Here is a 6623-nt window from a genome sequence, read left to right on the forward strand (position 1 = left end):
CCGTGGCTATCGCATCGAGCCGGGCGAGATCGAGGCCCGCCTGCGGGCGCATCCGGCGGTGCGCGAGGCGGTCGTCGTGCCGCATGACGGGCCGGGTGGCAAGCAACTGGTGGCCTACGTGGTGCCCGTCGATCCGCTCGACGATCCGGCCGCAGCGCTCCGCCGTCATCTGGAAGACTGCCTGCCGCCCTACATGGTGCCGGCGCAGTGCATCACGCTGGCGCGCCTGCCGGTCACCGGCAACGGCAAGCTGGATCGCCGCGCGTTGCCCGAGCCGGTATGGGAGACGCAGGGCTACGTCGCGCCGCGCAACGACACCGAGACCCTGCTCGCGCAGGTTTGGCAGGAGGTGCTCGGCGTTGAGAAAGTCGGCATCACCGACAACTTCTTCGAGCTCGGCGGCGATTCGATCCTGTCCATTCAGGCCGTCAGCCGCGCGCGTCGTGCCGGACTGCGCTTCACGCCCAAGGATCTGTTCCTGCATCAGACCGTGCAGGCGCTGGCCCAGGTCGCAACGGCGGTGCAGGCGGGACAAGCGCAGGAACGCCCCACCGGCGAGGTGCCGTTGCTGCCGGTGCAGCAGGAATTCTTCGACTCGCCCATCCCGAATCGCCATCACTGGAATCAGTCGGTGTTGCTGCGGCCCGTGGAACTCCTCGATACCGCTGCGCTGGACCGCGCCTTGCAAGCCATCGTGGCCCATCACGACGCGCTGCGCCTGTCCTTCACCCAGTCGAACGGCCAGTGGAAGCAGCACTATGCCGACGCCGTCCCGGCCGATCTGCTGTGGCAGCAATCCGTCGCCGATACCGCCGAGCTGACCGACGCCTGCTCCCGCGCCCAGCAGAGCCTGCGCCTGGACAGCGGACAACTTCTGCGTGCCCTGCACCTCCGGCTGGCCGATGGCACCGAGCGCCTGTTCCTTGCCATCCACCACCTCGTGGTCGACGGCGTCTCCTGGCGCATCCTCCTTGAAGACTTGCAGGCCGCGTATCGAATGGCGATGCAAGATCAGCCCATCGGCCTGCCCACCCGCACCACGTCGTATCAGGCGTGGGCCAAGGCGTTGGTCGACCATGCCAATAACGACATCGCTCTCGGACAAGCGAAGTACTGGCGCGCTCAGCACGCACCGGCCTTGCCCTGCGACCGGCAGCCGCATCAAGACCGCATCGCCGACGCCGACACCCTGACCCTTCGCCTCTCCCCCGAGCGCACCCGTCTGCTGCTCACCCAGGCCCACGCCGCCTATCGCACGCAGATCAACGACCTGCTGCTGAGCGCCCTCTCGCAAGCGTTGGGCCAGTGGGCCGGCACCGACCGCGCCGGCATGCTGCTCGAGGGCCACGGCCGCGAAGCCTTGTCCGAGTCCACCGACCTGTCCCGCACCGTCGGCTGGTTCACCACCGTGTTTCCCGTGGCGCTGCCGGTGCTGCACGATCCGGCTCAATCGATCCGCCAAGTCAAGGAAGCGCTGCGCGCCATCCCGGCCAACGGTCTCGGCTACGGCCTGCTGCGTTACCTCGGACCGGAGGCCGTGCGGCACGAACTCGCGGCACTGGACCTGCCCCGCCTCACCTTCAACTACCTCGGCCAGTTCGACCAGGGCTTCGGCGACGACGCGCTGTTCGCGCGTGCCTCCGAGCCGCACGGCGCACCGCGCAGTCCCGACGCGCCGCTTGGCAACTGGATCACCGTCAACGGCCAGGTCGCGGCCGGCGCGCTCGAACTGGACTTCGCCTTCAGCACCGCCCGCTATGACCGCGACACCATCGCCGCGCTGCTGCGCGCTTGCGAGACAGCGCTGGACGCCACCATCGACCACTGCCTGCAAGCAACGGCCGGTGCGCTGACGCCCTCCGACGTGCCGCTGGCCGCGCTGACGCAGACCCAACTGGATCGGCTGCCGCTCGATCACGCGCAGATCGACGACCTCTATCCCCTGACCCCCATGCAGCAGGGGATGCTGTTCCACACCCTCTACACCCCGGAAGCCGGCATCTACGTGAACCAGCTTGCCATCACGCTCGATGGCCTGGACGCCCCGCGCTTCCAGCGCGCCTGGGACGAGGCCGTCGCCCGTCACGAGATCCTGCGCACCAGCTTTATCCAGCTCGACGGACAGGCGCTGCAAGCGGTGCACCGCCATGTGCCCTCGCCGGTGTGCATCGAAGATGCTATCGAATCAAGCGTTGATGCCATCGCCCTCAACGAACGCCAGCGGCCCTTTGCCCTGGACACCGCCCCGCTGATGCGCGTGCGCCTGGTGCGTACCGAACCCCAGCGCTACCGCATGATCTGGACCAGCCACCATCTGCTGCTCGACGGCTGGAGCACTGCCTGCCTGATCGGCGAAGTCCTGCAGCGCTATCACGGCCAGACGCCGCCCGCCTCGCCGGGCCGCTATCGCGACCATATCGCGTGGCTGCAGCAGCAGGACGCCAGCGCCAGCGAAGCCTTCTGGCGCCAGCGCCTGCAAGTGCTGGAGATGCCCACGCGGCTGGCCGATGCCATCCCGGTGCGCCATCCCGCCAAGGGCCACGCGGTGCGCCGCACGAGCCTCGATGCCGCCGCGCTCGCCACGTTGCAGCGCTGCGCGCAGCAACAGCACCTGACGCTGAACACGCTGCTCCAGGCGGCGTGGATCGTCGTGCTGCAGCGCTATACCGGCCAGCGCGCCGTCGCCTTCGGTGCCACCGTCTCGGGTCGTCCCGCCGCCCTGCCCGGCGCCGACACCATGCTGGGGCTGTTCATCAACACGCTGCCGGTGATCCAGGCGCCGTCTGCGGAGCAGTCCATCGGCAGCTGGATGCAAGCGCTGCAAGCCGAGAACATCGCGCTGCGCGAGCACGAACACGTGCCACTGTTCGACATCCAGCGCTGGGCCGGCCTTGGCGGGCAGGCGCTGTTCGACAGCATCCTCGTGTTCGAGAACTATCCGGTCGACGCGGCCCTGCGTGAACGCAACCAGCACGGATTGCAACTGGGCGAGGTCGACCATGCCGCCACCACCAACTATCCGCTGACGCTGGTCGTCTCCGCCGGCGAGACGCTGGAGATCGCAAGCAGTTACGACACCGCGCTGTTCGACCACGAAGCGATCGAGCGGCTGCAGCGGCATTACGCTGCTGTCCTCCAACGGCTCGCGGGAGATCTGGCCGCACCCGTCGCCTCGCTCGGATTGCCGAGCGAGGAAGCGGGAAGGCTCGTTGCAGAGTCGGCCGCCGCGGCGGTCGATGTGCTCACGGCATGGCAGCGCAATCTCGCGGACGAGCCATCCGCCATCGCACTGCAGGTGGTAGACGCCACGCTGACACGGTTGCAGGTGGACCGGCTGGCGAATGCCGTGGCGCAGGCGCTGGTGGCGCGAGACGTTGGCGTGGAGTCCACGGTGGGGCTGTGCATCGAGCGCTCGTTCGCCTTTGCCATCGGTTGGCTCGGCATCCTAAAGGCCGGTGCGGCCTGCGTGCCGCTCGATCCGGGCCAGCCGGTGGAGCGCCTGCGGCAATTGCTGGAGGATGCGGGGGCCACGGTTGTCGTCGGGGCGCTGGAAGGGGTCGATTCGATCGATCCGGACCGGTTGACGCCTATTGAGGCGGCACCGTCGATGGATGTGGTGCCCGATCAAGCCGCCTATCTGATCTACACCTCCGGCTCGACCGGCACACCGAAGGGTGTCGTCGTCAGCCACGGCGCACTTGCACACTATGTCAGCGGCGTGCTCCAACGACTGAACCTGCCTGCCGACGCCTCGATGGCCATGGTGTCCACCACGGCCGCCGACCTCGGGCACACCGTCTTGTTCGGCGCTCTGTACAGCGGTCGGACGCTCCATCTGCTGCCGCACGATTACGCGTTCGATCCCGACCGCTTCGCCGCCTACATGGCGCGTCACCGCGTCGGCATTCTCAAGATCGTGCCAAGCCATCTGCGCGCCCTGCTCCAGGCACGCCAGCCAGCGGATGTACTGCCGCATGCGGCATTGATTCTTGGCGGTGAGGCAACCTCCGCCGATCTGGCGCAGACGATTCGTACGCTGAAGCCGGATTGCCAGCTGTTCAACCACTATGGCCCCACCGAGACCACGGTCGGCGTGCTGACGCACCACGCGGCAGAAGTCGAGGACGGCCCCGTGCCGACCGGCAAGCCGCTTCCCGGCTCGCACGTCTACGTGCTGGACGCCGATCTGAATCCCGTTCCCGCTGGCGTCGCGGGTGAACTGTACATTGGTGGACCGCAGGTGGCACGCGGCTACCTGAACAGGCCGGGACTCACAGCCGAACGCTTCCTGCCCGATCCCTTTGTGGCAGGCGCGCGCATGTACCGCACCGGCGACCGCGTGAAGGAAGACTGGCAAGGCCGCATTCACTACCTCAGCCGGGCCGACGAGCAGGTCAAGATCCGTGGCTATCGCGTGGAGCCCGGCGAGATTGCACACATGCTGCGCACACAAGCCGGCGTGGTCGACGCCGCGGTCGTCGTCCAGGACGACAAGCTGGTCGCCTACTGCGTCCTCGCAAACACCGAACCCGCCACGCTCAAGGCCGCGCTAAAAGCCCAACTCCCCGACCACATGGTCCCGGCGCAGATCGTGCCGATGGACCGCCTGCCGGTCACGCCTAACGGCAAGCTCGACCGCCGCGCACTGCCCGAGCCCGTATGGGAGACGCAGGACTACGTCGCCCCGCGCAACGACACCGAGTCCCTGCTCGCACAGGTTTGGCAAGACGTGCTCGGCGTCGAGAAGGTCGGCATCACCGACAACTTCTTCGAACTCGGTGGCCATTCCCTGCTCATCACTCGCCTGGCCGCCGTCGTCAATGACCGCATCGCGACATCGCTGCCGCTGCGCGTCTATTTCGAGTCGGCCGATCTCGCCGCCATGGCGACCAGCATCGACGAGGCAACCGGCCGCACACACGGCGCCGCGAGCCAGCAGCAGGACGCGAAGGCCTGGCTCGACATGGAATCCTGGATGGACAATCTGGAGACGGAAGTATGAGCGTGGATAAACTGCGCCTTGCCCAACGCTTCGCCGGCCTCAAGCCTGAAGCGCAACAGCGTTTCATCGAAGAGTTGCGCACCCGCGGCATGGACTTTGGGCACTTGCCCATCCCTGCGCGGGGCCAAACCGAGGCTGCGTTGTCCTACGCGCAGCAGCGCTTGTGGTTCCTGTGGCAGATGGACCCGGACGCCGGCCTGTACAACATTCCGCGCGCCGTGCGACTGCGCGGCACGCTGAACGACACGGCGCTGCGCCAGACCTTCGACGCGCTGGTCGCCCGCCACGAAAGCCTGCGCACGACCTTCCACCAGGAGGGCGAGGCCGCCGTGCAGCGCATCCATGCGCCGGCGCCCTTCACCATCGCCGTATCCGACCTGACCGCCACGGACCCCGCTGCCCGCGACAGTCTCGTCCAATCGCTGGTCGATACCGAGGCGCAGGCCCCCTTCGACCTGGAGCGCGGGCCGCTGCTGCGCGTGCGCCTGCTGCGCCTGGCCGACGACGACCATATCCTGCTCGTCACCATGCACCACATCATCTCCGATGGCTGGTCCATGAACGTGATCGTCGACGAGTTCGCCCGGCTCTACGAGAGCTTTGTCCTTGGCATCCCGGCGCGCCTGGCCGACCTGCCCATCCAGTACGCGGACTATGCCGCCTGGCAGAAGCAGTGGCTCGAAGCCGGCGAACTGGAGCGCCAGCTCGCTTACTGGAAGGAACAGTTGGGCATGGACCCGGTGGTGCTCGAACTGCCAACCGACCGACCCCGTCCCGCCGTGCCTTCACATCGGGGCGGCGCCGTTTCGTTTTCACTGGAACTGCCACTGGCCGACAAGCTGCGCGCCGCGGCCCGACAGGCCGACACCACGCTCTTCACCGTGCTCTTGACGGCCTTCCAGGTCCTGCTCTACCGCTACACCGGCCAGCGCGATCTGCGCGTGGGCGTGCCCATCGCCAACCGCAACCGCGTCGAGACCGAAGGCGTGGTCGGCTTTTTCGTCAACACGCAGGTGCTGCGCACGCAGATCGACGGCACGCTCTCGTTTGCCGCACTGCTGCGGCAGGTGCGCGAGACCATGCTGCAGGCGCAGGCGCATCAGGAACTGCCCTTCGAGCAACTGGTCGAGGCCCTGCAGCCCGAGCGCAGCCTCTCGCATAACCCGTTGTTCCAGGTCATGGTCAACCATCAGCGCCGGGATCTGCGCGCGCTGCGGCAACTGACCGGCTTGACGCTGGAGAAGGTCGAGCGCACCGCCAATGCGGCCAAGGTGGATCTGGCGCTGGATACGCAGGAGGACGAGGCGGGGCATCTGGAAGGCGTATTCGGCTATGCCGCCGACCTGTTCGATCACGGGACCATTGAACGGCTACAGAGGCACTATGTCGCCATCCTTCGGCAGATCGCGGCCAATCCCGATGCGCTGGTCGGCACGCTCGGACTGCTCGATGAGAGCGAACAACAGCAGATGCGCGAATGGAATGCCGTCGATGATCGCTTCCGCGAGGCCGAGCCGGTGCATGTGGCCATCGCTAGACGAGCCCGGATGCAGCCCGACGCGGTGGCCGTGCGGTGTGGAGACAAGACCCTGAGCTACGCGGAGCTGGATGCGGCGTCCCA

At 67.4% G+C, this 6623-nt stretch carries 2 protein-coding genes; both read left to right on the forward strand.

Features of this window, described 5'->3' with window-relative positions; genetic code table 11:
- The coding region (locus tag LDO27_RS25470) for a non-ribosomal peptide synthetase (RefSeq protein ID WP_224044654.1) at window positions 1-5002 on the forward strand (5002 nt) is incomplete at its 5' end.
- On the forward strand, window positions 4999-6623 hold a 1625-nt coding region (locus LDO27_RS25475; RefSeq protein WP_224044656.1), incomplete at its 3' end, for a condensation domain-containing protein. The genes LDO27_RS25470 and LDO27_RS25475, both read left to right, overlap by 4 nt.

Source organism: Cupriavidus respiraculi, assembly GCF_914271545.1.
GTDB classification, from domain to species: domain Bacteria; phylum Pseudomonadota; class Gammaproteobacteria; order Burkholderiales; family Burkholderiaceae; genus Cupriavidus; species Cupriavidus respiraculi.